This window comes from Streptomyces sp. PL-29, assembly GCF_058344425.1.
In genome coordinates this window covers 6,252,756-6,278,601 of sequence record NZ_CP136996.1, presented here as the reverse complement: position 1 = coordinate 6,278,601, position 25,846 = coordinate 6,252,756, and the positions used below count along the sequence as shown (strand labels likewise).

The window sequence follows — 25,846 nt, the reverse complement described above, 5'->3', positions numbered from 1 at the left end:
AGGAGCAGCGCAGGCCCCGCGAGCACCATGCGGCCGAGGTCGTCGACGCCGAGGGAGAACGGGAACGAACGGCGCATCCAGCGTCCGGACCGCCTCCCGCCCCGCCGGCACCGCAGCCGGGACGTCGAGCACGCTGCGCAGCTCGGCCCACCACTGCTCAGGCCCGGGCCCGTGAAAGGACGCCCCAGTACCTCCGGGCAGGCCCCGGGAATGCCCTGGCTGACCCCCCAGGCCTTGAGCTCAGCCATATGTGCCTGAAAGACTCGAACCCTCTCAGGCTAACCCGACAAAGCGGGACGTCTCACTCAAGGCTGACAGAGAGGGCAGCACGCCCCCGGCCTGCGACACCATCGCGCGGCCGCCGCCCTCGATGCGGACACGCGGGTACGACCCGATACGCTTCTTCACCTGGAGAGTGCTTCTTTCCGTGCAGCCAACAGGACCCTTAGACAAGTCCCATCGTTGCAGTTCAGTAGCACTCTCCGCTTATTTGATCAAGCCTCGGACACCCCACCTCGTGAAAGCGCGAGGCTAAGGAGACGAGGGCTGTCGCCGCCGTCGTCCGGTGGATGACTGCACCCGTGTCGCTGGCGAGGACGGCCGGGCGCGGCCTCACCGACGTCGGGTTCCACGCGACAGCGGGCCGTTACGACGCGCCGGGACGGCCCTGCGCCAGCAACATGCGCGACTGCCGACTGGCGTGCCCCGCGAACAACTCAAAGGGCTGATGCTGACCATTTGCTGACCATTTGCTGACCATTTGCTGACCAGAGCCCGGCTACCACGCCATTGACCTGCGGAAACGTCCAGATGTCAGATGTGGGACTTGAACATGGTGCGCAGCATGCGGAAACTCCCGGTTCGTCTGCTCCCTGCCTGCTTCCTGCAGGTCAAGGGCGTCCCGGCAGCCTACAACCATGCGCATCTTCGGTCAGCTGTTCCCGGGTCTTTCAGGACTCCTACCGACCTCCCGCCGATTCTTCTGACGCATCACCAGACAGCGCAGGCACCGCCCAGAACTGCGCTGTTCGCGATCACGAGCCGGAAGCCGACCCTGGTGGTCTCCAGGGAGCCGGAGACGGCGGGCCGCCCGGTCGGGGCGTGGAGTGGGCGGAACGCGCCTGCGGGAAGCCACCCCCGCATGGGACCGGACAGCGATGGGGTCGTCCTTCTCTGCGAGCGATACGAGCGGTCCAACCGCTTGGCCGACGTGGTCGCGGTCCGCCGGGACCTGCTGCCGGGGAACGTAATCGGTGTGATCACCGCACGCTGCAACGGTATGCCGAAGCGCCCGGACCGGGTGCATGGGTGAGTCGGTGAGCGAAACCTCGTCGCCCTGCTCAGCACGGTACACACCGGAACGCACGTCTACCCCTCCGACAGGGTCACGTCCGTCATGGGAAGGGACCTCTACCTCGTCGACCCGGTCGTGACAGCGCCGGCCAGGCGGCCGATCGGACCGTCGCCCGCAGCACCGCACTCGGCCGGGATCAGGACAGGGATCGCGGCCGAACGGCGGGGACGGAGGGCCAGGTGGCCCTCTGCGGCGGCGCCCGTCCCGCCAATGCTGGGGAGGAGAAGAGGCCGGCGGCCCGGAAACGGACCGGCCGGGCCCGTCGAACCGCAGGGAGGCAGCCCCCATGACCCGCGCTATCACCGTCGGAGTGGACGGATCGGAGGAAAGTCTGGCTGCGGCCGACTGGGCTGCACGCGAGGCCGGGCTCCGCCAGGTTCCGCTGCGCATCGTGCACGCCTGGCTGTGGCACCCGCTGGACGTACCCGTCGTCCAGGACGAGGCGGCCCAGGCCGAGTCCGCCAACGCCGTGCTGCGTCAGGCCGAGGCGCACGTGGCCGGACGGCACCCGGAACTGACCGTCACGGCCGAGGTGGTGCACGACACCGCGGTCGCCGCACTGGTCCGTGAGGCGGAACGGTCCGACATGCTGGTGCTCGGGTCGCGCGGGCACGGCGCTCTGCTGGGCTTCCTTCTGGGCTCGTACGGACAGCAGGTGATCGCCTCCGCGAACCGGCCGGTGGTGTCCGTCCGGACCGGGGACGGCACGGTGCTTCCCCCGGAGGGCGGCGAGGTCGTCGTGGGCCAGCAGGGGACACCTGAGGACAGCGACGCGGTGTTCGCATTCGCCTTCGAGGCTGCGGCCGCGCGCGGCGCCGCCGTTCGAGCGGTACGGGCCTGGAGCCTGCCGCCCGTCTACGCCTACGGGCCGGGCCAGATGCGCGTGGTCGACGAGGCCGGAGGGCTGGAGCCGTTCGAGCAGAAGGCGCTGGCGCGGTCACTCGCTCCCTGGCGCGCACGGTACCCGGACGTGCCGGTCGTCGAGCACGTCGAGATCGGCAGCGGTGGGCAGGTGCTGCTGTCGGCAGCCTCGAACGCGCAGTTGCTCGTGGTCGGTCGCCGGGCACGCCGCACGCCCGTCGGTACGCGTATCGGGTCGGTCGCTCACGCGGCGCTGCACCACGCCCGCTGCCCCGTCGCCGTCGTGCCGCACGCCTGATGTCCCCGCCCCACCGCCGCGGGCAAGGCGACCGGGGCCCGCTCGCCGCCGCGCTCCGCCCCACGCCGCGCCGCCGGGACGCCACGCGGTGTGGGGTCGGGGCCCGTCGACTCACCCGTGCGTGGCCTACAGGCCGAACGGCCCGGTCCGGCCGTCCGGAAGTCCCGGGCTCGCGGATGGTGCGGGTACCAGTGGCCCTGTGGTCGGGCCCCGGACGGCTCTGTCCCCGGAGTGGCCGCCGGCCGACAGGCTGGGAGCAATCGAGGAGGAGTTCTCATGAGCGGTCTCAGGGCCAGCCGGACAGCCGACGTCAAGGTCCGCAACCGAGGGCAGGTGCCCGATGGCGCGGACGTCTACGCCGAGGAGAAGGTCCTCGCGGTGATCGGCCACGTACGCGAACCGGTGCTGGCCGCGCGGGTGAAGCTCACGCAAGCCGCCAACACGTCGGTGATCCGTCCGGCCACGGCTCAGGCCGTGGTGGACGTCAACGGCCGGCCCGTACGGGCCCACGTGACCGCGAGCACCATGTTCGAAGCGGTCGACCTCTTGCAGAAGCGCCTGGCCGCCAGGCTGGCCCGGCCACGGCGGGCCGTGGTCGGGGCCGGCCTTCACGGCAGCGACCTGCACACGCGGGCAGGGTGGGCCGGCCCCGACCACGGCCCGCGCCCGCACCGTCATCACCTTCCCGCCGAGGAGCGCCGCATCGTGCGGCACAAGTCCTTCAGCCTGGACCGCCAGACGCCCGAGGACGCCGTGATCGACCTGGAAGCCATGGACCACGACTTCTGGCTTTTCACGGACCTGGCCTCCGGGCGCGACAGCGTCGTCTACCGCGACGCCCTCACCGGGCGGCACCGCATGGCTTCGCTCGCACCCCTGGGCCAGGAACGGGAGGTCGACGGCCTGCTCGGGGTGAGCACGGTTCCCGTGCCGACCAGCAGTGTGGCCGAGGCCGTCTCACGGTTGCACCTCACCGGGCTGCCCTTCGTCTTCTTCAAGGACACGGCCACCGGCCGCGGCGTCGTGCTCTACCACCGCTACGACGGCCACTACGGGCTGATCACGCCGTCGCGGTGACACGTTCCGGGCTGCGCCGCCGGCACGGGCCCGGTCCGTGCCGTGCTCCTCCGGCCGGTCGCCGGCCCGCTCCCGCCACCCATCCGAAGTCCCTTCCCCCGGAGCAACCATGTTACGTACCGTCATCGCCGCCGTGGACGGCTCGGCCGCATCGCTGGCCGCCGCGGAGTGGGCCGCCCGCGAGGCGCGGATGCGCCGTCTGCCCCTGCACGTCGTGCACGTTCTGCAGGACTGGTCACAGCAGTTCGCGCACGCTCCCTACGCCGGAGTGAACACGCTGCCCGATGGAGGATCGACCGCCGGGCAGCAGTGGGCCCGGCGGCTCCCCCACGACGCGTCCGACCGGTTGCGGGAGCGACACCCCGGTCTGGAGATCACCGTCGAGCAGGTGAACGGCCGCCGCCCTGCAGCGGTGTTGCTCTCGGCCGCCGAGAAGGCGGAGGTTCTGGTCATGGGTTCACGAGGGCTGGGGAGCCTGGCCGGCTTCCTGGCCGGATCGGTGTCCTTCCCCGTCATCGCGCGCGCCGAGCGCCCGGTCGTCGTCGTACGGGCCGGGGAGCGGGCCGAGGACGAACTGCGGCCCTGGAACGACAACGAAGAGGAGCACGAGGGGCGGTATCGCGACGTGGTGCTCGGCCTCGACCTCTCCAGGCCGTGTGACGAGCTGCTCGCCTACGCCTTCGAAGCCGCCGCTGCCCGAACGGCCGCTCTGCGGGTTGTGCACGGCTGGAGCGTTCCGGTGGTCGAGGGGTACGACCCCGGGGCGGCCGACCCGGGCCACGGTGTCGCGCTGGGACTCCGTGAGGCGGGCGTGCTCACCGACGTCCTGCGGTCGTGGCGGGGCATGTTCCCCCAGGTCGAGGTCAAGGAGCAGTGCATGGTGGGCCGACCCGCGGGCCATCTTGTGGAAGCGTCGGAGGACGCCTCGCTGCTGGTCGTCGGACGGCGCATACGCCGGGCGGCGGTCGGAGCGCACATCGGCCCGGTCACGCACGCGGTGCTGCACCACGCCAGGACGCCCGTGGCGGTCGTCCCTCACCTCTGAGCGTCGCGGGCCGCACCGTGACGCGGGGCCTCGGCGGTCCGCCTCGTTCACCGGCACCAGGAGTCGCAGGGCGAACCGGCGCTGATGCGTCGGCGCGTGGTACGGCGGCCACGGGCAGCGGTGCGGCACGCCGCGCGCGACGGCGCGCGGGGGCATCGCTTCCCCGCGGAGGGGCGGCCGGGATGGGCGTGCGGAGCGGGTGTCCGCGATCTGAGTGCGGACACCCGCCCGGCCAGGGGAGCGGCACGGGCGGGGTCGCCGGTGTCCCGGCCTACAGTTGCCCGTTTTCCCGCAGGACCCTGCGGGCCTGGGCGAAGAGCATCCCCACATTCACGGTCTTGCGGCAGACGACCACGGCGACCACTTCGTCGGCGCTGTCGATCCGCATGAAGAGGTGGGTCAGGTTGTCGCTGTTGACCAGAATCTCCTGGAAGTAGTGACGGTCGCTCACGATCCCGCGACGCTCCTTGAAGATCCCTTCGATCATCACCACATTGCGGCCCTGGAACATGTCCAGGGTCGCCGCCGCCAGCATGTCGAGGACTTCCGCCGGATGGGAGTCGACGGTCTCCACGGACAGCAGCATGCCGGTCGACATGTCGATGACTCCCGCAGCCACACAGTCGGGAACCTCCGCGCGCATCCTCTTGACCAGGCTCGTGACCTGCTCGGACATGCTCTGGCGTCCTTGGGCCCCTGCGCCGCTCATCGTGCTCCTTCGTTGTCTGTGTCGTTGTTCCAGCACACCGGTCAGCGGTCCTCGGCCTGCGTGTCCGCAGAGGTGAGAAGTGCGGCCAGGCGCTGTAGGGAGGCCTGGGTCTCGGCATGGAGGCGCGCGATGTCCAGGCCGGCGTCGCCGAGCACCCCGATCAGGGCCATGTCTCCGACGGCCTGGGCGACGAGGTAGCCGTCGGTGTACCGCGACACGGTGTGGTGGAGCAGCCCCTTGCTCGTCATGGCCCCGGCCCTGCGGGCGATACTGAGGGTCGCCGCGGTGAGCGCGGCCAGGCACTCCGGGTCCGCGACGTCGTCGGTCTCGGCCGTGATCAGCAGACCGTCGGCGGAGGCCACCACGACGTCGGTGACGCCGACGACCCGGTCCCGCAGCTCCCGCATCTCGGTGACGAGCTGCGCATTCCTGGTTGTCACGATTCTCCTGTTGTGCTTGGCGTGGTACGTGTCAGAGGGCTCAACGGTTCCCGGCCGGGGGCTCGGCCAGGAGCGTCGGCGGGGGCCGCCAGCACTCGGCCGCAGGCCTCAGTGGCAGCACCTCGTTGATGCCGCTCGCACCGGGACGGCGTTGCGGCAGCTGCTTCTGCGCCGTCCGGCTGCCGATGGGATCGGGATCCGGGACCGGTAGTGCGGGTCTCTGCACCCCGCCCGGTACCACCGTCTCCATCAGGCCTTCGCCCATCAGACGCGAGACCTCGACGGTGACGGCGTACAGGCTCCGGCCGAGCAGGAAAGCGATGTCCCGGACGGTGCGGCGGCCGTTCGCCCGCAGCAGGATCTCCCTGCGCTCACCTGCGGCCGTGTCGGCGAGCCGTGCCGAGCCGGCAAGAGTCCGGGCAAGCCGGCTGCGGAACGGGGAGAGGCGCTGCGCAAGAGCGCCGAGGACCCGGATCCGCCTTCCCGCCTCTTCCACCAGCCATTCCGGCTCGATGCCGTCCGGGGCAGCCAGGCGGCAGGCATCGGCATCCTGCTCGAAGGTGAAGCCGTCGATCCGGCCCATCCCCAAGGCCAGCGCTCCGTCCAGCGCGGCCATCACACACATCAGTTGCAGTTCCGCACTGCCGACCAGGTCCTGGGCGATCAGCAAAGCCCCGACCCGGCCGTCCGCGGCACACGACCGGGTGGCCGACACCCAGTCGGCCTCGGTCACCCGGCCCGATCGCAGGAGCAGCGTCTCGACTCCCGGGGCCCCGGGTGAAGCCACTTCGACGAGGGCACCACACCGGATATGGAAGGATCCTCCGGGTTCCCCCGACACCACCAGCGCCCCGGAGAGCCGGCGCTGCGACACCTCGGTGAGTGCCCTGGCCAGGTCGAGCCCCGTCGCTCTTGATGGTTTCCGGCGTGGTGCCGGTACATCAATGTCTGACATGTTCCTGCAATCAGCCGCTCTCCGTGGACGCCGCGACTGGGAACCACCTGCGCCAGCCCGGTGATCGCACTGTATCCAGACGGGCCGATCATCCGATGAAAAGTCTCAGCAATGATCGCTTTATGACGTCAACCGACCATTTGTGCATCGTTCATGACGCTCCCCGCCCCACTGATCCTGGCAGCGGCCCGCCGCGTCTGCTCACCTGTTGGCCTGCTCGCCTGCTCGCCTGCTCGCCTGCGGTCATGGCAATGCCCGACGCCGTCCGGGGGCGCCGGGCAGGAGGCAACGCCCGATGTGCGCGTCCGGCGGGCAGCCCGGACCGACACCGGAGTGAACAGTGCACCCCGGCGCCGCCCGCCTCGTGGACGACAGGCCGGGCGGCGCCGGACGCCCGGACGTTTCGCTCGCCGTTGTCCCCTACCGGCTGGTCGCCCGGCCCGCGGGCCCCGGCGGACGAATGGTCACGCGGGGGTGGGGTGGAGGGTCGCCTCTCCCGTGACCCTGATGCCGGTGCGCTCACCGGGGGACGCGGGTGCGGGACCCGGAACGCGGACGTCGATGGGTGCCTCCACCCCGTCCAGGGTGACGGTGACCATCGCGTCGTGGCCGTAGTACCGGACGTCCGTCACCGTGCCGCGGGCCTCCGCCGACGTGGTGTCGGTCAGCTGGATCTGTTCGGGCCGGAGCAGCACCGTGCCCTCACGTACGCCTCCGGGCGGGTCGGCCAGCCGGACGCGGCCGAGCGCGGTGGTCGCCGTGCCCCTGTCCACGGTGCCCGCGACGAGTACCGCGTCACCGACGAAGGCCGCCACCCAAGGGTCCGCGGGGCGGCGGTAGATCTCGTGCGGCGTGTCGCACTGGGCCACCTTCCCCTTCCGTACGACGGCGACGAGGTCGGCCGCGGACAGGGCCTCCTGCTGATCGTGCGTGACCAGTACCGCGGTGGCTCCGGTCGCTTGCAGGGCGGCCCGCACGTCGGCGCGTACGCCGGACCGCAGGGCGCTGTCGAGGGCGTTGAACGGCTCGTCGAGCAGTACCAGTTGAGGCTGCGGGGCCAGGGCGCGGGCGAGGGCGATGCGCTGTTGCTGGCCGCCGGAGAGCTCGTGCGGCATGCGGTCGCCGAAGCCGGCGAGTCCGACCAGCTCCAGCATCTCCTCGACGCGCAGGCGCCGCGCACCCCGGTCCAGGCCGGCCAGGCCGGCCAGGCCGAAGGCGACGTTGCGCGCCACGCTGAGGTGCGGGAACAGGGCGCCTTCCTGCGGGACGATCCCGATGCGGCGGCGTTCGGGCGGAAGGTGCGTTCCCGGGCCGCTGAGGGTGCGGTCGCCGATGGTGACGGTGCCCGCGTCGGCGCGCAGGAAGCCGGCGATGATGCGCAGCAGGGTGGTCTTGCCGCAGCCGGAGGGCCCGAGTACGGCGACGAGGGCTCCGGCGGGGACGGTGAGATCGAGTCCGTCGAGAACGGTGGCGTTCGGTCCGTACGCCTTGGCCAGCCCCGTGATCTGGAGATCGGTCATGTGCGCTGCCTTCCGAGGAGGTAGGACGGTACGGCGGCCAGCAGGATCAGCGCCGCGGCGTAGGGGGCCGCGGCGGCGAAGGATCCGGTGCCGGTCTCCGTCCAGAGGCGGGTGGCCAGGGTGTCCATGCCAGTGGGGCGCAGCAGGAGGGTGGCGGGGAGCTCCTTCATGCAGACCACGAAGGTCAGCGCCGCTCCCGCGAGCACTCCGGGCGCTGCCAGCGGCACCGTCACCTCGCGCAGCACCTTCAAGGGGGAGCGCCCCAGCGAGCGGGCGACGTCCTCCAGCACCGGCGGGGACTGCAGCACGGCCGCACGCGTGCCGGCGACCGCGACCGGCAGGAAGAGCACCGCGTACGCGCAGACCAGCAGCGGCAGTTCCTGGTAGAGCGGTTCCGCGTACCGGACCGCGAAGAAGACGAGGGACAGCGCGACGGTGATCCCGGGCAGGGCGTGCCCGGCATACGCGGACTGCTCCAGCAGGGAGGCCGTCCGGCCGCGGTACCGGGCCGCGATCACGCCGACCGGCAGGGCGAGGAGGGTGGTGAGCGCGGCTCCGGCGGCGGCGACGCCGAGGGTCGTGCCGGCGGTGTCGAGGAGTCCGGCCGGATCCCAGGTGGCGGAGTCGCCGACGGCGAGCCAGTACCCGAGCGTGGCCAGCGGGGTGAGGACGGCGATGGCCGTGACGGCCGTGCACCAGAGCAGCGCGGGGCCACGCCAGCGGCCGAGCGGTGCGGGGACCGCGAGGCGCGCGGTGCCGGTTCCGGTCCTGGCATGGCCCGCACGGCCGCGGGTGCGGGCCTCGGCGGCCACGAGCAGGATGGTCATGACCACCAGGACGACGCTGAGCGCGGCGGCCGGGGTGCGATCGAAGCTGGCCCGGTAGGAGGTGTAGATGCCGCGCGTGAAGGTGTCGTAGCGCATCAGCGAGACGGCGCCGAAGTCGGAGAACACGTACAGCGCGACCAGGACGGATCCCCCGGCGGCCGCCGGGCGCAGCTGCGGCAGGGTGACGCGCAGGAACGTCCGCAGCGGTCCGTGGCCGAGCGAGCGGGAGACCTCCTCCTGTGCCGGATCGGTGCCGCGCAGCGCGGCCGTGACCGGGAGGTAGACGTACGGAAAGCTCACCAGGGTCAGGGCGAGCGCGGCCCCGGCGAAGCCCGCGACGTCGGGGAAGACGGAGAGCCAGGCGAACGCGGCGACGTAGCTGGGCACGGCCAGCGGCAGGGTCACCAGCACCGACCAGGCCCGGGCGCCGGGCAGCGCGGTCCGTACGGTGAGCCAGGCCAGCGAGACACCGAGCAGCAGCGCTGCGGTCACCACCACTGCGGCCAGCCCCAGACTGCGGCCGAGGAGTTGAGCGGTGCGCTCGTTGGCGATGACGTCCCAGGCGAAGACGGGACCGCGCTCCAGGGAGCGGACGGCGAGGTAGCCGAGGGGCAGCAGCGCGAACACGGCGGCGACGGCGGCGGGAACGAGCAGGGCGGCGGGCGGGCGGCTCCCGGCACGCGGCCGCCCGGCCGGCGGGGTGACGCCGGTCGGGCGGGCGGCCGGATCCGTCCGCGAGACGGGATCCGTCGAGTGCATGACGCTCAGACCATCCCGGCGTCCTGCAGCATCTTCAGGGTCTCCTGAAGAGATTCGAGCCTGCCGAGGTCGATCCGGGGGGCTTCGAGGGAGGTCAGCGGCGGCAGGTCCTCGACGGTGCTGGTGACGCCGGAGGCGAGGGGGTACTCCTTGGTGTCCTCGGCGAAGTATTTCTGCGCCTTCTCCGAGAGGAGGAAGTCGACGGCCTTCTGGGCCGCCGGCACCTGGTCGCTGCCCTTGATGACGCCGACTCCGGCCGCGTTGACCAGCGAGCCCGGATCGCCGCCGGGCAGGAAGTGGATCTTCGCGCCGACCTTGCCCTCGCCCTTCTCGGCGACCCGCGCGTACCAGTAGTAGTGGTTGATCAGGCCGAGGGAGACCTCGCCCCTGCCCACGGCGTCCAGCACCTTGAGGTTGTTCTCGTACACCTTCGGCTGGTTGGCCTTGAGTCCCTTGAGCCAGGCCCGGGTGGCGTCGTCGCCTTCGAGGACGCGCATGCCGGTGACGAACGCCTGGAAGGAGGCGTTCGTCGGGACGTAGCCGACCCTGCCCTTCCACTCCGGCTTGACCAGGTCGTGCACGCTGTCCGGCACCTTCGCGACCTGGCCGGGGTGGTACGCGAGGACCCGGACCCGGCCGGAGGTGCCCACCCAGTCACCCGCGCCGCCGCGGAACGCCTGGTCGACCTTGTCGAGCGAGGCCTGGGGCAGTTCCTCCAGCAGCCCCTTGGTGGAGAGGGCTCCGAGCGCGCCGGCGTCCTGCGAGAAGAACAGGCCGGCCTTGGTCTTGCCGCCCTCCTCCTGGATCTGGGCGGCCAGCTCCGCGCTCTCGCCGTAGCGGACGGCGACCGTGGTGCCGACGGCCTTCTCCAGGTCGTCCAGGAGCGGCTTGATCAGCTTCTCGTTGCGGCCCGAGTAGATCACGAGCCCGGCGTCGTCCTCGTCGACGCCGCAGCCGGCGACAGCGGGGAGGAGGAGCGCTGCCGCGAAGAGCGCGGTCAAGCGTCGGGCCAAGGGGCGTCGCATGGAAAGCCTTCCTGCATGTGCAGCGGAGATGAATCCCGAACACCACATAGCTAAGGTAAAGCTAACCTAAAGGTCAAGAGTGACGCACACAACGTCCGGCGGCTCCGAGGCCTCGCCGGGACGGCGGCGGAGCCGACCCTACCGCTTGTTTTCCCAAGGATCTTCATCGGGCCCCCACCGACGACCCGTGACACCTCTGTGACTATCCACCGAGGTAAGCCTTTCCTAAGATGCGCACGTGACAGCCCCCTCCGACCTGCTCCCCGACACCCGGACCGTCCCGTTCGCACTCGGCCTCGCCGCGCACGGCGACCGCACGGCGGTCATCACCGCCGACGGCCCGACGACGTACCGCGAACTCGCCGCGCGGGTGGACGAGACCGTGCACCGCCTCGGACGGGAACGCCGCCTGGTCCTGCTCGTCGGCGCGAACACGCTCGACGCCCTCGTCGTCCACCTCGCGGCCCTCGCTTCCGGTCACCCCGTCCTGCTCGCGCCCGGCGGCCACCCCGAGGCCCTGCAGTCACTGATCGACGCGTACGACCCGGACGTCGTGGCCCGTCCCGATGGCGGGAAGTGGGTGCTCGACGAACGGCGCACGGTCTCGGCCCACACCCTGCACCCGGACCTCGCCCTGCTGCTGAGTACCTCCGGCTCCACCGGATCGCCCAAGCTCGTCCGGCTGTCGCACGAGAACCTCCAGTCCAATGCGGAGTCGATCGCCGAGTACCTGGGAATCCGGGACACCGACCGCGCGGCCACGACCCTGCCGATGCACTACTGCTACGGGCTTTCTGTCATCCACAGCCATCTGCTGCGGGGTGCCGGGCTGATCCTCACCGGCCTGTCCGTCGCGGACAGCTGCTTCTGGGAGCTGTTCCGCAGCTGCCACGGGACGACGTTCGCAGGCGTGCCGTACACCTTCGACCTCTTGGACCGGGTCGGCTTCGACACGATGGAGCTCCCCCACCTGCGCTACGTGACCCAGGCCGGCGGACGGCTGGCACCCGAACGGGTCGAGCATTACGCGGCTCTCGGCCACGCTGCCGGCTGGGAGTTGTTCGTGATGTACGGCCAGACGGAGGCGACCGCCCGCATGGCCTACCTGCCGCCGCACCTGACCCGGACCCATCCCGGGGCCGCGGGGATACCGATCCCCGGCGGCTCCTTCCGTCTCCGCACCGTCCCCGACCGGCCCGGTGCGGACACCGGCGAACTGGTCTACACGGGCCCCAATGTGATGCTCGGCTACGCGCACTCACCGGAGGACCTCGCCCTGGGCAGGACCGTGGACGAGCTCGCCACCGGCGACATAGCCCGGCTCTCCCCCGACGGACTCTACGAAATCGTGGGCCGCCGCAGCCGATTCGTGAAGATCCTCGGTCTGCGGATCGACCCCGGTCAGGTCGAAACCGTGCTCGCACGGAACGGCATCACGGCCGCGTGCGCGGGCGACGACGAAGCGCTCGTCGTCGCAGCCGTCGCTGCACGCGAAGCCGACACGGGGCCGATTCGAAAGCTCGTGGCGGACGCGTGCGGCCTGCCGGCGCACGCCGTCCAGGTCCGCATCGTGGCCGAACTGCCCCGCCTGGCCTCCGGCAAGCCCGACTACCGGGCGGTGCGCGAACTACGCCACTGCGCCGGTGCGGCCCCGCACGGAACCGGGCCCGCCGCGGGCACGGACTCCGAGGACCTGTGCGCCCTCTACGCTTCGGTCCTCGACCGGCCCCGGGGGGAGGTGACCCGCAACAGCACCTTCGTCGGTCTGGGCGGCGACTCGCTCTCGTACGTGGAGATGTCCCTCCAGCTCGAAGAGCGCCTCGGTCACCTGCCCGCGGACTGGCACACGACGCCGATCGGCGAGCTCAAGCCGCCCGAGCCGCAGCAGGTCGGATCACACCGGCGCACCCTGGAAACCAGCGTCGCCCTGCGCGCCATGGCGATCTTCTGCATCGTGGGCTCGCACATCCACGTCTTCGGGATCAAGGGCGGCGCACACTTGCTGCTCGCCCTCGCGGGCTACAACTTCGCCCGCTTCCACCTGACCGCCGCCGCCCGCCGAGAGCGCGTCCGCCGCATCTGGACCAGCATCGGCCGCGTCGCCCTGCCGAGCATCGCCTGGATCGGGCTGATCCTGCTCCTGAACGACGACTACACCCTGGCCAATCTCGCCCTGCTCGACAGCGTCCTCGGGCCGGAGGACAGCAAGACGGGTATGCACTTCTGGTTCATCGAGGCCCTGGTCTACATCCTGGTCGCCGCTGTCGGCCTCCTCGGCCTGCCCCTCGTGGACCGGGTGGAGCGGCGCTTCCCGTACGGCCTGCCGCTGACGATCGCGGCCCTGGGCCTGCTCACCCGCTACGACCTCCTCGGTCTCCCGGCCCGTGCCGAGATCCCGGACGCCATCACGGTCTTCTGGTTGTTCGCCCTGGGCTGGGCGGCGGCGAAGGCCGCCACCGCGCGCCGGCGGCTGGCGGTCACCGCCGCGGCGCTGGCGACGGTGCCCGGCTTCTTCCCCGGCGACCCCGGACGGGAAGCGATCATCGTCGCCGCCTTCGCGCTCCTGGTGTGGGTCCCCGCGCTGCCCGGCCACGAACGCGTCAACCGATTGGCCGGTCTCCTGGCAAGCAGCTCGCTGTACATCTACCTGACGCACTGGCAGATCTTCCCTCTGATCGCAGGGTTCTCCAGGCACCTGGCGTTCGCGGCCTCACTGGTGTTCGGCATCGCCTACGCGGCCGGCGTCACCCGGCTGACGCGAGGATTCCGCCTCTCCGGCTGCCTGGCCGCCCTGCGCACCGGCCGGAGCGGCGGGCGGAAACCGGCGACCGCCGCCGACCGGCGCGCGCAGGTGCACTGAGCGCCCGCACGCCCCGTGCGCCGAAGGCCGAGTGCACGAGGACCGAGGGCTCTGCCGTGACGGACGGACCCGCCCTGCTCTGCTGGCTCGTCCTCAACGCCTTCGCCACCGCCCCCGTCGGCACCCTCACCTGGGAAGCCCCCTACGACCTGGGCCGGATCGTGTGCCTCCTCGCGGCCGCCTGCAGCGGAACCGTCCTCGCCCGACTCTCCCACGCCCGCTCCGCCTACCACCGGGTGACGCCGCAGCCGCCGGGCCCGCGGCAGCCCGCACCCTCGCGGGCCGTCACGACGCCTCCGCCTTCCGGCGCAGCCGCCGGGCCCGGGTGACCGCGAGGATCCGCGGGGCGGTGGCTGGTGGTCATCCCCCGCCCCCTTCGGCACCGACGGCGGCCAGGAATCCCTCCTGGTCGGCCAGGAACCCCTCGGCGAACAGGGACCGGGGCGCGCACAACGCGGTCAGGGCCAGGCGCAGCGGCGAGTTCTCCACGGCATGTCCGACCATGCCGTGGGTGGCGTCGGGGTAGTGGGCGACGCGCAGGGCCGGTCCGGGCAGCAGGCGGCGGTACGCGGCCTCGGTCTCGGCGGTGTCGACGTTGAGGTCGTGTCCGGCGAGCACCAGCAGGACGGGGGTGCCGCGCAGGGCCGGCAGGTCGGAGCTCGCGTCGACCGTGTGGTTCCTGGAGACGAACCGCCAGCGGGCTGCGGTCATGCCCTGCGGGTCGCCGACGGCGCGAAGGTACTCCTCGTAGGAGGCTCCGCGCCGGAGGAGTTCCAGGACGGTCTCGCGGCGGCCCAGGGCGGTGGCGACTTCCGCGTCGGACGCCCCGTCCCGCTCCAGTTCGGCAAGGAGGTTGTAGCGGCCCTGCCGGTGCCAGTTGACGGCGGGTGAGACGGCGATCGCGAACCGGACACCGCGGTCCCTGGCGGCGATCTTGGGCAGAACCCAGCCGGCCTGGCTGGCACCCCACAGTCCGACCCTGTCGCCGTCGACGTCCGGGCGCTGCCGGGCCCAGGCGATCGCGGCGGCGGCTTCGGCGGCGCGGTCGTCCATGCTCTGGTCGAGCCAGTCGCCGGGCGCACCGCCGACGCCCGGTTTGTTCCAGGACAGCGAGGCGTACCCGGCGCGGGCGAAGGCCTCCCACATCGGGCGGTAGAAGGTGTCGTGGGTGGCGTCCACCGGCCCGTCACCGTGTACGAACACCACCAGCGGGAAGGGCCCCTTGCCCCGCTCGGGCAGGGCAAGGACGCCGTCCAGTGCGCGCCCGTCCTGACGTATCACCACCTGTTCCTCGCGCAGTTCGTAGGTGTTCTGCCACACCACCAGCCCGCCCAGACCCGCCGCCACGACGGCCAGCGCGGCCAGCGCCGCGAGCACGGCCCGCAGCACCCGGCGCCGCCGCGGCGAGCGCACCGCACGCACGCGTTCCATCCGCCCCCCAAAGAACTATCGATCCACTAACGGTCGTTCTTCATTCGACCGTATTATGTTCATACGAAAACTGCCATGCGTAGACCGCGAGGAGGATTCATGGAACCGGCAGCAGAATCCGAGGCGGAATCCGCAGCGGTCGTGATCCGGCGCGGCGTGCCGCGCGGGGCCGAGGCGCAGGTCGCCGAGCTGTACTGGGAGGCCTTCGGCCGCAAGCTCGGCGCCGCCCTGGGCCCGCCCGAGCGCGGCCGGGACTTCATCGCCGCCCATCTCCACCACGACCGCGGCATCGTCGCCCTCACCCCGGGCGGCGACCGTGTCGTGGGCGTGGCCGGCTACCGGCTCGACGGACGCGCACTGACGGGCGGCGGCCTGCGCGAGGTGCTCCGCTCCTACGGGCCCTTCCGCGGCCTGCCCCGGCTCGCTGTCCTGGCCCTGCTCGAACGCACCCCGGAGCCGGGGGAACTGGTGATGGACGGGATCGCCGTCGACCCCGCGCACCGCGGCACGGGCATCGGCAGCCACCTGCTGACGGAGGTCGCGGCCCTCGCGGCCGAACACCGGTGCACCCGCGTCAGACTGGACGTCATCGACGTCAACCCCCGGGCCCGCGCCCTGTACGAGCGGCACGGCTTCAGCGCCGTGCGGACCGAGCAGACCCCGTACCTGAAGCGTCTCATGGGCTTCGGCGCGGTGACCACGATGCACCGAGCAGCCGGGGCACGCCCCGGCCACACCAGGGAGCAGCAGCGATGACAAGCCGACCCGCGGCAGAGCCCGCCACCCCGGGCATTGGGACCCGGACCCTGGTGTTCGCCCTCGTCCGCGAGGACGGCACCGTCGACGCGGGCGAGCTGTACGACGTCGCCGAAACCCTCGGCATGACCGACCAGCAGGTCCGCCTCTGCCTCAAACGGCTCGTCGCCGAAGGCCGGTTCACCCAGGAGGGACGCGGCCGCAAGGCACGCCTGCGCGCCACCGCCGACCCGACGGGCGCCGTCGCACCGGACGTCGAGTACGTCCGCCACGCCTACCGGCAGGACCGGGGCCTCGCCCCCTGGGACGGCAGTTGGCACCTGTTCGCCTTCGCCATCCCCGAGACCGCCCGGCAGTCCCGGGACGCCCTGCGCGACACCCTCCTGCACCTCGGTGCCGCCCCGCTCCAGGGCGGCCTGTACGTCGCCGCGCACGCGATCGGCGACCTCGTGGAGGCCCACGCCCGCCACCTCGGCGTCCTGCCCTCGCTCACCCGCCTCACCAGCCGGGACCTGCGAGTCGGTGAGGAGCGGGATCCCGCGCGGCTGGCCGCCCTCCTGTGGCCGCTCGACGCGATCGCCGAGCGGTACGAGGCGCTGGCCGGACTCGCCGCGGCCCGCCTGTCCGCTCCGAGCCGGCCCACCGGCACGGAGCGGCTGAGGTACGCCATCGAGCTCGCGGCGGCCTTCACCGCCGCCATGGAACCCGACCCCCTGCTGCCCCCGGAGCTGCTGCCCCGGCCCTGGCCCGGCGCCCGCGCCCGCGCCCTGGCCGCCCGGTGCTGGGAAGCCCTGGGGGACGGCGCCCCGGACCGCGGCAGTCCGCGCCTGTTCCGCCTCTACGGCGAAGCCCTCGACACCCGGCCACCCGCCACCCTGGCCCCGGCGCGGACGACGGATGGCCCGGACGAACCTTCACGGAGCGGTTGAACCCGCCGATCGCGGGGACGCGCCGAGCGGCGGACGGCGCTCCCCGCTGCCGACACGCCGGAGAGGTTGGAAGATGGATTATGACCGTCTTCCTGGGACACCTGCGGCGCGTGCTGCCCGGCTCGGCCAAGCGCTCCGCCGCCGCCTCCCCAGACCCGCACCCGGAAGATCGGCAGGAGCCGCGGGGAGGCGCCCGGACCCGGGAGAGCGGGGAGCGTCGGCCGCAGCGGCTGTCGGCCCTGCTGAGCGCGCGCAGCGTGGCCGGCGAGGTGTTTCTCCTCCAGCTCGTCCTGGTGGTGCTCCTGGTCGCGGCAGCGGTGGTGGCCCTCGTGGTGCAGGCCCGCAGCGACGCCATGTTGGACGCCCGGCACCGTACGCTCGCTGCCGCCGGTACGTTCGCGGAGTCCCCCGGCATCGTCGCCGCCCTGCGCAGTCCCGATCCGAGCGCCGTGCTCCAGCCCAGCGCCCAGGCGGCGCAGAAGGTCGCCGGTGTGGACGGCATCAACGTGTACACCCTCGACGGGGTCACCGTCGCCCACCGGGACCCCCGGCAGATCGGCAAGCGCGTGGTCGGCCCCTTCTCCAGGGCGGCGGCCGGCAACGCCTTCACCGAGACGTTCGAGGGCTCCCTGGGGCAGTCCGTGGTCTCGGCGGTCCCCGTCAAGGACTCCGAGGGCCGGGTCATCGCCGTCGTGTCCTCCCCGGTCACCGTCTCGAACGTGCAGAGCATGGTCAACCGGCAGCTGCCGGTGGTCCTCGGCGCCGCCGCCCTGGTGCTCGCCCTGTCCGCGGGCGGGACGGCCCTGGTGAGCCGTCGGCTGCTGCGCCGCACCCACGGCCTGGGGCCGGCGGAGATGACGCGGATGTACGAGCACCACGACGCGGTGCTGCACGCGGTGCGGGAAGGCGTACTGATCGTCGGTGACGGCGGGCGCCTGCTGCTGGCCAACGACGAGGCGCGGCGTCTCCTGGAGCTGCCGGCGGACGCGGAGGGGCGACCCGTCACGGAGCTGGGCCTGGAGCAGGCGACCGCCGCGTCGATCGCCTCGGGCCGTAGCGCCACGGACGAGCTGCACGTGGCGGCCGACCGGCTGCTGGCGGTGAACATCCGGCCCACCGCCCCCTTCGGGCAGGCCGGGACCGTGGTCACCCTGCGGGACACCACCGAGCTGCGGGCGCTCTCCGGCCGCGCCGAGGTGGCCCACGAGCGGCTGAAGTTGCTCTACGACGCGGGGGTGCGCATCGGTACGACGCTGGACGTGGAGCGCACCGCCGGGGAACTGGCGGAGGTGGCGGTCCCGAGATTCGCCGACATCGCCTCGGTCGATCTGCTGGACCCGGTGCTGCACGGTGACGAGCCGCCCGAACCGGGCACGGAGATGCGCCGGACCGCCGTGGTCGCCGCGATGGACACCCATCCGCTCTACCCCGTCGGCGAGCTGATCCGGTTCGTCCCCACGAGCCCCATGGCGATCGGGGTGGCCGGGGAGCACTCGGTACGGGTGGCGGACCTGCGAGGCAGCCGCGACTGGATGGCCCAGGACCCCGTGCGTTCGCAGCGCATGCTGGACCGGGGCGTCCACTCCGTGATCGCCGTTCCGCTGCGGGCCCGCGGCGTGCTGCTGGGGATGGCCGGCTTCTGGCGGGTCGAGCCCTCTCCGCCGTTCGAGGAGGAGGACGTGTCCTTCGCCGAGGAGCTGACCGCCCGGGCGGCCCTCTCCATCGACAACGCCCGCCGCTTCACGCGCGAGCACACCATGGCCGTCACGCTGCAGCGCAGCCTGTTGCCCCGGGGCGTGCCGGACCAGTCCGCGGTCGAGGTCGCCCACCGCTACCTGCCCGCCCAGGCGGGGGTGGGCGGCGACTGGTTCGACGTCATCCCGCTGCCCGGCGCCCGGGTGGCCCTGGTGGTGGGCGATGTCGTGGGGCACGGCCTGCACGCCGCCGCCACGATGGGCAGGCTGCGCACCGCCATGCACAACTTCTCGACGCTCGACCTGCCCGCGGACGAGCTCCTGAGTCACCTGGACGAACTGGTCGCCCACATCGACACCGACGAGGGTGCCGGTGAGCAGGAGTGGCAGGGGCTGACCGGCGCCACCTGCCTGTGCGCCGTCTACGACTCCGTCTCCGGGCAGGTGACCGCCGCGACCGCCGGGCACCCGGGCCTCGCCGTCGTCCATCCCGACGGGACGGTTTCCTTCCCCGACCTTCCGGTCGCTCCGCCGCTGGGCCTGGGCGCCGGTCTGCCCATGGACACCGCGACGCTCACCGTGCCGGAAGGATCCCAACTGGTGCTCTTCACCGACGGGCTGCTGGAGAGCCGCGACCAGGACGTCGACACGGGTCTGGCGGCACTCGGTGCGGCCCTCGCCGGGCCCGCCAGGACCCCGGAGGAGACCTGTGCGGCGGTGATCGGCGCGATGCTGCCGAGTCGGCAGAGTGACGACATCGCGCTGCTGGTGGCCCGCACCCGGCGGCTGGATCCCGGCCGGATCGCCGAGTGGGAGGTGGAGTCCGATCCGGCAGCGGTGTCCCCGGTGCGCAACGCCTGCGCCCGCCGGCTGGCGGAATGGGGCCTGGAGGACATCGCCTTCACCACGGAGCTCATCCTGAGCGAGCTGATCACCAACGCCGTCCGCTACGGGTCGCAGCCCATCCGGGTGCGACTGCTGTACGACCGCAGCCTGGTCTGCGAGGTGTCCGACGGGTCCAGCACCTCCCCCCACCTGAGACGGGCCGAGGAGACCGACGAGGGCGGGCGCGGCTTGTTCCTGGTCGCGCAGTTCGCCGAGCGGTGGGGCACCCGCTACACCGCCCGCGGGAAGATCATCTGGAGTGAGCAGGCCCTCCAGGCCGGATCCGCCACGGCCGGGGAGGATCTGGGGGCGGCGCTGCTCGCGGCCTGGGACGACGAGCCCTTCTGAGGCTGGTGCGGTACGTCGCCCGGAGGACCGGCGGCGGCGCGGCCCGCCGGGACTGCGCTGTCGCGGCCGACGCACGTACGCTGGCCTGGATCAGTACGTGCCGCCCGTTATGGAGCGTTTGTGCCCGCACCCCGTCTCCGCACCGCTGCCGTCGCCGCTTGCCTCGGCCTCGCCGCGGGACCCCTCGGCGCCTGCGGGGACAAGCCCCCCGCACCGCCCAGGGCACCCGCGGTGGCGACCTCGGCCGCGGACGCGGGCGGCATGGCGGCGCTCACCGCCGCGGCCAGGAAGGAGGGGGTCCTCAACACCATCGCGCTCCCCTCCGACTGGGCGGGCTACGGGGAGCTGATCGACGGCTTCCAGAAGAAGTACGGGATCCGGGTCATCGTGGAGAACCCTGAGGGCTCCAGCCAGGACGAGATCAACGCCCTCAAGGAGCACCGGCGCGACGGAACCGCCCCGGACGTGATCGATGTGGGCGGCACCTTCGCGCCGGGTGCGGCCCGGCAGGGTCTGCTCACCCCGTACGAGGTCGCCCCGTACGACGACATCCCCGACGAGCAGAAGGACCCCCGGGCCCGCTGGTACAACAACTACGGCGGTTACGTCTCGATCGGCTGCGACGCCAAGCGTGTCAAGACCTGCCCCGCGACCTTCGCCGACCTGCGCAAACCCGAGTACAAGGGCCAGGTCTCGCTCAACGGCGACCCCACCAAATCGGGCTCCGCCTTCGCCGGGGTGTACGCGGCGGCCCTGGCGAACGGGGGCTCCTTCGACAACATCCAGCCCGGCATCGACTTCTTCGCCGAGCTCAGCAGGAACGGCAACTTCATCCCGGTCGAGTCCACTCCGGCGACGATCGAGCAGGGGCGGACGCCGATCAGCATCGACTGGGACTTCCTCAACCTCGGGTATGCCGACGAGTTCCGCCGCAAGGGCGCGGACCTGGACTGGCGGACCTCCATCCCCTTCGACGGCAGCTTCGCCCAGTACTACGCGCAGGGGATCAACAAGGACGCCCCGCACCCCGCGGCGGCGCGGCTGTGGCAGGAGTACCTGTTCAGCCCGGAGGGCCAGAACATCCGGCTCGGGGCGTACGCGCGACCGGTGCTCATGAAGTCCATGCAGGAGAACGGCACCCTCGACAAAGCCCTGGCGGAGATGCTGCCCACGGTCGAGGGCACACCGGCGTTCCCGACCGAGCAGCAGCAGGCGAAGGCGGGCAGGACCGTCGACCGGAAGTGGGCCGAGGCCGTCTCCGGCTGACGGCCCGGAACTGACGCGACCGGAGGCCCGGGGCCCGCCGGTGCCGTACGAGACCGGCCGCCGGGCCCCGGGCTGCGGCGTACGCGGCACGGACCTACGCTGAACCGGTGACCGGCCGCACCGGAGGCAGGGTGTCACCAGGCGCCATCCGGCGGCGGCCCGAGGAGGTGACGCCGGATGTCCGCATCCCGGGCAGCAGCCGCGGCCCGCCGCGCGGCCGTGGGAACCGCCAGTCTGATCGTGTTCGCGGGCGCCGGTACGGGCACCGCCCTGGCCGACGACAACGGCATGGCCGACAAGAGCGCACAGGCCATCGCCGAGGCCTCCCGGACGGCGATGTCGAAGGTCACCTCCATGCGCATGGTGGCCAAGGTGTCGGAGGGCGCGGGCACCACCGCGCTGGACATCCGGTTCGACGATGCGGGCGACTGCGTCGGCACCGTCACTCCTCCCGGCGGCTCCGGCAAGGCCGACGTCGTCAAACGCGGCAACGACGTGTGGATGAAGCTCGACGACGACCTACTGCGGGCCCAAGTACCGGCCGAGGCGGCCGAGGACGCGATCGCGTTGATCAACGGCCGCTACCTGCACGGCACCACGGACAACATCATGCTGCGCGATTTCGCCCAGTTCTGCGATCTCGACTACTTCAAGTCGGAGTTCTCCTCGAAACCGGCGAACGAGCAGCTGACGAAGGGCGCGCGCACCACCGTCGACGGCCGTCCGGCCATCACGGTCACCGGAAAGCGCGGCGGGGACACCGGCAGCTACCAGGTGTCCACGCAGGACGAGCCGTACCTCCTGCGCGTCCAGGGCACCAAGGCCTCCGGCGAGCGTGTGGAGGCCACCTTCTCCGCCTTCGACGAGCCCGTCCGGCCCGAGCCTCCCGCAGCCGCCGACTCGGTCGAGCTGTCGAAGCTCCAGTAACGCGGCCGCGCAGGGGCAACGGCTGGAAGCCGTCAGACCCGGGAGCGGTAGGCCCGCATGGCCAGGGGCACGAAGACGATTGCGATGCCCGCCGCCCAGACCAGGGACCACATGATCGGCTCCCCTGCGGGGGTGCCGAGCAGCAGTCCGCGGAAGGCGTCCGACAGCTGGGTGACGGGATTGACGTTCACCCAGGCCTGGAGCCAGCCGGGCATCGTGTCGACCATCACGAAGGCACTGCTCGTGAAGGTGATCGGGAAGATCAGCGTGAAGGCGAAGACCTGCACTTTCTCCGCGTCGCCGGCCAGCATCCCGATCAGGACGGCCGTCCACGAGACGGCCGCGGCAAAGATCAGGAGCAGCAGGATCCCGCCGGCGAAACCGGCGACACCGCCGGTGATCTCAAAGCCCAGCAGGGTGCCCAGAGCGATCATGAGGAGCATCGCCCAGAGCTGTTTGGCCAGGTCGGCCGCGATCCGTCCGAGGAGGGGTGCCGAGCGGGCGACGGGCAGGCTGCGGAGGCGGTCGAAGACCCCCTTGGTGAGGTCGATGTTCAGCGCCATCGCCGTGTACATGCTCATGAAGAGCGTGTTCTGGACGATGATCCCGGCGAGGGCGTACTGGAGGTATGCCTGCGGGGATCCGGCCATCTGTCCGCCGAAGACGTAGGTGAACAGGAAGACGAACATGATCGGCGAGATGCTGTAGTCGACGAGCTCCAGCGGATTGTGCTTGACGGAGACCAGGCTGCGCCAGGCGAGCGTCGCGGTCTGCCGCAGGGCCGCCAGGGGGCGTACCCGGCCACTGCCGCCGAGCGCGCCGGTCACGGGTGTGGAGGCGGTGGTCACGGCAGGCTCCCCGCGGTCGCGTACTGCTCGTCGCCCCCGCCCCCGTCCGGGCCCCCGTCGCCCGGTGCCGTCGCCGACTGGGCCCGGTGGCCGGTCAGGACCATGAACACCTCGTCGAGCGACGAGCGCCGCAGGGTCAGCTCCGCCACCCCGATGCCCGCCCGGTCCAGCCGCCGGACCACGCTCGGCATCAGCTCCGGGTCCTTGACGGGCACGGTGATCCCGTCGCCCTCGATCTCCGCCAGGGGGCCCGCTTCCTCGGCGATCAGGGCATGGGCGGTGGCGAGGTCCTCGGCCCGAGCCGGCCGCAGCTGGAGGACCTGCCCGCCGACCTGTGCCTTCAGCTCGTCGGGCGTGCCGTCGGCGATGACCGTGCCCTTGTCGATCACGACGATGCTGTCGGCCAGCCGGTCCGCCTCGTCCAGGTACTGCGTGGTCAGCAGCACCGTGACGCCCTCGGCCACCCATCCGCGCAGCATGTCCCACACCTCACCACGGCTGTGCGGGTCGAGTCCGGTGGTCGGCTCGTCCAGGAAGAGGATCTGCGGCCGCCCCACCAGGCTCGCCGCGAGGTCGAGACGCCGCCGCATGCCACCCGAGTACGTTTTGGCGGCCCGTCCCGCCGCCTCGGTCAACCGGAAGCGGTCGAGCAGCTCGGCGGCCCGGGACCGGGCCGCGCCGCGCGGCATGCCCAGCAGTCGACCGATCATCAGCAGGTTCTCCGTGCCGGTCAGGTTCTCGTCGACGGCGGCGTACTGGCCGGTGAGCCCGATCACCGAGCGGACCCGGCCCGCCTCCCGGACGACGTCGTAGCCGGCGACCTCCGCGCGGCCCTCGTCCGGCCGGAGGAGGGTGGCGAAGATCCGGACGGCGGTCGTTTTGCCCGCGCCGTTGGGCCCGAGCAGGCCGAGGACGCTGCCGACGGGCACCTGGAGGTCCACGCCGGCCAGTGCACGCGTCTGCTTGAACCGCTTCGCCAGGCCCTCGGCCCGGATCGCGTACTGCATGGAGATCACCCCGCACGGGAGGGACGTGCTGCTGCCACTTCCCTCAACTGTGACGCACGCCACTGACATTGTCCGGTCGGTCGCCCCCGCACTGTTCGGCCGCGGTGAGCACACCCACGGCTGTTCGCGGGCGTCGCGCCCTCCGTTCGCCGCGCCGGCCGGCGCAAGCGGTGTGTGCCGGCCCGTCGGTGCGCACACTGGATCCGGTGGCCCGCGCCGCAGCGGCGGCGGACCGAGGAGAGGTGTCCGGCCTTGAGTGATCCCGTCTCTTTTCCTGTTCCTGTTCCTGCCCCCGTCCCTGCCCCCGTCCCGATCGTCATCGACTGCGACCCGGGCCATGACGACGCCCTGGCGATCCTCCTCGCGGCGGGCGACCCAGGGGTCGAGCTGCTGGCCGTCACCACGGTGGCGGGCAACCAGACCGTGGAGAAAACCACTCTGAACGCCCTGCGGGTGTGCACCGTCGCCGGTATCACGGGGGTCCCGGTCGCCGCCGGGTGCGCGGGGCCGCTGGTGGAGACGCTGCGGGTCGCCGAGGACGTGCACGGGGTGTCGGGGCTGGACGGCCCCCGTTTCCCCGAGCCGTCCCTGACGGCCCAGCCCGAGCACGCCGTGGAACTGCTGCGACGGGTGCTGGCCGAGCACCCGGAGCCGGTCACCCTGGTACCGACGGCGCCGCTGACGAACATCGCCCTGCTGCTGACCCGGTACCCCGAGCTCACGGGCCGGATCAGGGAGATCGTGCTGATGGGCGGTTCCACGGACCGGGGGAACCGGACCCCGGCCGCCGAGTTCAACATCCACACCGACCCGGAGGCCGCGGACATCGTCTTCCGCAGCGGCGTGCCGGTGACCATGTGCGGGCTGAACGTCACCCACCAGGCCCTCGCAACTGCCGAGGTCGTCGCCCGCTTCGAGGCCCTGGACACCGACCTCGGGCGGATCTGCGCCGAGTTGCTGGGGTTCTTCGCGGGCACCTACCTGCGGTTGTGGGGCTTCCCCGCTCCCCCGGTCCACGACCCGGTCGCGGTCGCCCGGGTCATCGACCCGGGGCTGGTCACCTGTGTAGAGGCGCACGTGGCCGTGGAACTCCACGGCCGGCACACCCGCGGGGCGACCGTGGTGGACCTGCACGGCACCCTGGGACGGCCGGCGAACGCCCGGGTCGCCGTCGGGCTGCGGGCCGACCTGTTCTGGGACCGGCTGGTGGCGGCCGTGGCGGCGCTGGGCGGCTCCGGCACGGGTCAGCAGGCGCCGCCCGCGGACACCGGGCCGGCCCCCTGGACCGGCGGAAGCCGGTGAGCTGCCACCAGCTCCTCGGCGGCGAGCAGCGCGCTGTGGGTGTTGCGCTGCCCCATCAGGACGCACAGCGTGTACGCGGCGTCCTCCATCGCGGCGCGCAGCGCCGGGTCCTCCGGCGCCGCCAGGGTACGACGGCGCACGGCCCGCAGGTGGTTCAGGTGGCGGCGCAGCACGTGCGGAGCCGGCAGGAGCGTGCCGGAGGCGGGAGGTCCGGGAGGGTGGGGGCTCCGGGCGTGCCCAATCTCGGCATGCAGCGCCCGCTCGCAGTCGGGGTCCGCGTCACCGGGTCCGGTCCGGGTGGCGAGGACCGTGCGGGCCATGGCGGGGAGCGTGACGCCCGCGGCCTGTGCCGCGTTGCCCAGGACGCGCCGGGCACGTTCGCCGGTGCAGGGCACCAGGGCCATCACCGTCCCGGTCGCGGCGGCGAGCGCGGCCCGGTCCGCGGCACCGTCGGCGTCCGCTCCCCCCTCGCTCCGGGCGGCGCCGTCTTCCATACGGCGGTGGGCCGCCGGGCTCTGCATCATCCGTCCGCTCCTCGGGTCCGGTCCGGGTGGATGCCGCTGTGTAGCACCTCCGCAGGAGAGACAGGGGCGTACACGCGGGAGCAAGGGAGCGGATCCCCCGATACGGGGACGTCCGGGGCCGCGCGTTGACCTCCGGCGGGCCCCGGACGACGCTCAGCACGGCCCGTCCCGCGCGCACGCCCCCGCCCCGGCGGGTGCC

General features: G+C 72.3%; 21 protein-coding genes. 11 read left to right on the top strand and 10 right to left on the bottom strand.

Going from position 1 to position 25,846, the window contains the following annotated elements; all coding sequences use genetic code 11:
- Nucleotides 1–1,640: 1,640 nt before the first annotated feature.
- The 3 genes from R4Z63_RS28575 (at nt 1,641) to R4Z63_RS28565 (ending at nt 4,635) form a co-directional block, all read left to right on the top strand.
- A complete protein-coding gene (locus tag R4Z63_RS28575) occupies nt 1,641–2,513 on the top strand; it encodes a universal stress protein (protein ID WP_384445233.1) in 873 nt (290 codons plus the stop codon).
- Between the two features lie 276 nt (nt 2,514–2,789).
- Complete coding sequence (locus R4Z63_RS28570; RefSeq protein WP_384445235.1) at nt 2,790–3,590, top strand: sigma 54 modulation/S30EA ribosomal C-terminal domain-containing protein; 801 nt, start codon at nt 2,790–2,792, stop codon at nt 3,588–3,590.
- 109 nt (nt 3,591–3,699) lie between these two features.
- Nucleotides 3,700–4,635, top strand: a complete 936-nt coding sequence (locus R4Z63_RS28565; RefSeq protein ID WP_384445237.1) for a universal stress protein — start codon at nt 3,700–3,702, stop codon at nt 4,633–4,635.
- Between the two features lie 271 nt (nt 4,636–4,906).
- Here the strand turns inward: R4Z63_RS28565 and R4Z63_RS28560 are convergent, their stop codons facing one another.
- The 6 genes from R4Z63_RS28560 to R4Z63_RS28535 form a co-directional block, all read right to left on the bottom strand.
- Entirely contained in the window at nt 4,907–5,311 is a 405-nt protein-coding gene (locus R4Z63_RS28560) for a hypothetical protein (protein ID WP_037916423.1), read from the bottom strand.
- Nucleotides 5,312–5,385: 74 nt separating this feature from the next.
- Nucleotides 5,386–5,784 carry a roadblock/LC7 domain-containing protein gene (locus R4Z63_RS28555; protein WP_384445239.1) on the bottom strand — a complete coding sequence of 133 codons (399 nt, stop codon included), beginning with the start codon at nt 5,782–5,784 and terminating at the stop codon, nt 5,386–5,388.
- Nucleotides 5,785–5,824: 40 nt separating this feature from the next.
- Nucleotides 5,825–6,571, bottom strand: coding sequence for a hypothetical protein (locus R4Z63_RS28550; RefSeq protein ID WP_384445241.1), 747 nt, complete (start codon nt 6,569–6,571; stop codon nt 5,825–5,827).
- A 632-nt stretch (nt 6,572–7,203) separates the two neighbouring features.
- The gene (locus tag R4Z63_RS28545) at nt 7,204–8,259 is read right to left on the bottom strand and encodes an ABC transporter ATP-binding protein (RefSeq protein ID WP_384445242.1); all 1,056 of its coding nucleotides are present in this window, start codon (nt 8,257–8,259) and stop codon (nt 7,204–7,206) included.
- Nucleotides 8,256–9,845 (bottom strand): ABC transporter permease, encoded by a 1,590-nt coding sequence (locus R4Z63_RS28540; protein ID WP_384445244.1) that lies wholly within the window; start codon nt 9,843–9,845, stop codon nt 8,256–8,258. Before R4Z63_RS28540 ends, R4Z63_RS28545 begins: the two co-directional genes overlap by 4 nt.
- A 5-nt stretch (nt 9,846–9,850) precedes the next feature.
- Nucleotides 9,851–10,870 carry an iron ABC transporter substrate-binding protein gene (locus R4Z63_RS28535; RefSeq protein ID WP_384445246.1) on the bottom strand — a complete coding sequence of 340 codons (1,020 nt, stop codon included), beginning with the start codon at nt 10,868–10,870 and terminating at the stop codon, nt 9,851–9,853.
- A gap of 238 nt (nt 10,871–11,108) precedes the next feature.
- On the opposite strand from R4Z63_RS28535, the gene R4Z63_RS28530 reads away from it, so the two are divergent.
- Together R4Z63_RS28530 and R4Z63_RS28525 are read left to right on the top strand one after the other, a co-directional pair.
- Nucleotides 11,109–13,730, top strand: coding sequence for an AMP-binding protein (locus R4Z63_RS28530; protein WP_384445248.1), 2,622 nt, complete (start codon nt 11,109–11,111; stop codon nt 13,728–13,730).
- A 56-nt stretch (nt 13,731–13,786) separates the two neighbouring features.
- Nucleotides 13,787–14,059, top strand: coding sequence for a hypothetical protein (locus tag R4Z63_RS28525; protein WP_384445250.1), 273 nt, complete (start codon nt 13,787–13,789; stop codon nt 14,057–14,059).
- Between the two features lie 31 nt (nt 14,060–14,090).
- Here R4Z63_RS28525 and R4Z63_RS28520 read toward each other — a convergent pair whose 3' ends face one another.
- Nucleotides 14,091–15,161 (bottom strand): alpha/beta hydrolase family protein, encoded by a 1,071-nt coding sequence (locus tag R4Z63_RS28520; RefSeq protein ID WP_384445252.1) that lies wholly within the window; start codon nt 15,159–15,161, stop codon nt 14,091–14,093.
- A 99-nt stretch (nt 15,162–15,260) separates the two neighbouring features.
- On the opposite strand from R4Z63_RS28520, the gene R4Z63_RS28515 reads away from it, so the two are divergent.
- From R4Z63_RS28515 to R4Z63_RS28495, 5 genes are all read left to right on the top strand, one after another.
- Nucleotides 15,261–15,917, top strand: coding sequence for a GNAT family N-acetyltransferase (locus R4Z63_RS28515; RefSeq protein ID WP_384445254.1), 657 nt, complete (start codon nt 15,261–15,263; stop codon nt 15,915–15,917).
- A complete protein-coding gene (locus tag R4Z63_RS28510) occupies nt 15,914–16,846 on the top strand; it encodes a PaaX family transcriptional regulator C-terminal domain-containing protein (RefSeq protein ID WP_384445256.1) in 933 nt (310 codons plus the stop codon). The genes R4Z63_RS28515 and R4Z63_RS28510 overlap by 4 nt, the downstream gene beginning before the upstream one ends.
- A gap of 80 nt (nt 16,847–16,926) precedes the next feature.
- A complete protein-coding gene (locus R4Z63_RS28505; RefSeq protein ID WP_384445258.1) occupies nt 16,927–19,773 on the top strand; it encodes a SpoIIE family protein phosphatase in 2,847 nt (948 codons plus the stop codon).
- A 120-nt stretch (nt 19,774–19,893) separates the two neighbouring features.
- The gene (locus tag R4Z63_RS28500; RefSeq protein WP_384445260.1) at nt 19,894–21,039 is read left to right on the top strand and encodes an ABC transporter substrate-binding protein; all 1,146 of its coding nucleotides are present in this window, start codon (nt 19,894–19,896) and stop codon (nt 21,037–21,039) included.
- A gap of 177 nt (nt 21,040–21,216) precedes the next feature.
- Entirely contained in the window at nt 21,217–21,966 is a 750-nt protein-coding gene (locus R4Z63_RS28495) for a hypothetical protein (RefSeq protein WP_037916403.1), read from the top strand.
- Nucleotides 21,967–21,998: 32 nt separating this feature from the next.
- Here R4Z63_RS28495 and R4Z63_RS28490 read toward each other — a convergent pair whose 3' ends face one another.
- Together R4Z63_RS28490 and R4Z63_RS28485 are read right to left on the bottom strand one after the other, a co-directional pair.
- A complete protein-coding gene (locus tag R4Z63_RS28490) occupies nt 21,999–22,814 on the bottom strand; it encodes an ABC transporter permease (protein ID WP_037916401.1) in 816 nt (271 codons plus the stop codon).
- On the bottom strand, nt 22,811–23,821 hold the full coding sequence (locus R4Z63_RS28485) for an ATP-binding cassette domain-containing protein (RefSeq protein WP_384445263.1): 1,011 nt from the start codon (nt 23,819–23,821) through the stop codon (nt 22,811–22,813). Before R4Z63_RS28485 ends, R4Z63_RS28490 begins: the two co-directional genes overlap by 4 nt.
- Nucleotides 23,822–24,073: 252 nt before the next feature.
- Here R4Z63_RS28485 and R4Z63_RS28480 point away from each other — a divergent pair, with 252 nt between their 5' ends.
- Complete coding sequence (locus R4Z63_RS28480) at nt 24,074–25,123, top strand: nucleoside hydrolase (RefSeq protein WP_384445265.1); 1,050 nt, start codon at nt 24,074–24,076, stop codon at nt 25,121–25,123.
- On the opposite strand, the gene R4Z63_RS28475 is transcribed toward R4Z63_RS28480, so the two are convergent.
- The gene (locus R4Z63_RS28475; RefSeq protein ID WP_384445267.1) at nt 25,066–25,647 is read right to left on the bottom strand and encodes a DUF5133 domain-containing protein; all 582 of its coding nucleotides are present in this window, start codon (nt 25,645–25,647) and stop codon (nt 25,066–25,068) included. The genes R4Z63_RS28480 and R4Z63_RS28475 overlap by 58 nt on opposite strands.
- Nucleotides 25,648–25,846 lie beyond the last annotated feature (199 nt).